This window comes from Lactobacillus sp. C449L (assembly GCF_059900815.1).
On sequence record NZ_JBWXGA010000049.1, the window covers coordinates 1 to 609 of the forward strand.

Sequence of the window (609 nt, forward strand, 5' to 3'; positions counted from 1 at the left end):
ACCTGATGGCCCTGCTCCTGGCCGAGCTGTTCAACCTCATCGGCATCGATATTCTCAAGGAGATGGTCGGCAAGGGCTGGTTCGGCTGGCCGCTGGTCGGGGCCGCGCTCGGCGGCGCCGTCGCGCTGCTGCGCGACCGCGACAGGATCATGGGCCTGCTCCAGCGCGTGGTGATGACGGTGCTGTCCGTGCTGGCCCCGGTCCTGGCGGCGGGCCACGCGCTGTTCGTCGTCGCGCTCCCGTTCACCGGGCTGGAGCCGCTCTGGGACCGCACCAGCGCGACGACCCCGACCCTGCTCGCCTGCGTGGCCGGGGCGGTGCTGCTCGCCAACGCCATCATCGGCAACGACGAGGGGGAGGAGAGCCGCAGCCCGGTGCTGAGGACCAGCGCGCTGGTCCTCAGCCTCGTCATCCTGCCACTGACGACCGTCGCGCTCGCCTCCACCTGGCTGCGCATCGACCAGCACGGCTTCACGCCGCAGCGTCTGTGGGGCCTCGTCTTCGTCGGCATCACCCTGGTGATCGCGCGCGCTTATGCCCTTTCCGTGCTGATCGGGCGGCGCGCATGGAGGGCGGCGATCAGATCCTCCAACCTCGGCCTGGCCATGC

Annotated in this window: 1 protein-coding gene; it reads left to right on the plus strand. The window is 70.6% G+C overall.

What is annotated here, in order from left to right:
- Positions 1-609, plus strand: a 609-nt coding sequence (locus AC2JF9_RS08200; RefSeq protein ID WP_500726814.1) for a DUF4153 domain-containing protein, incomplete at both ends; no start/stop codon positions are given.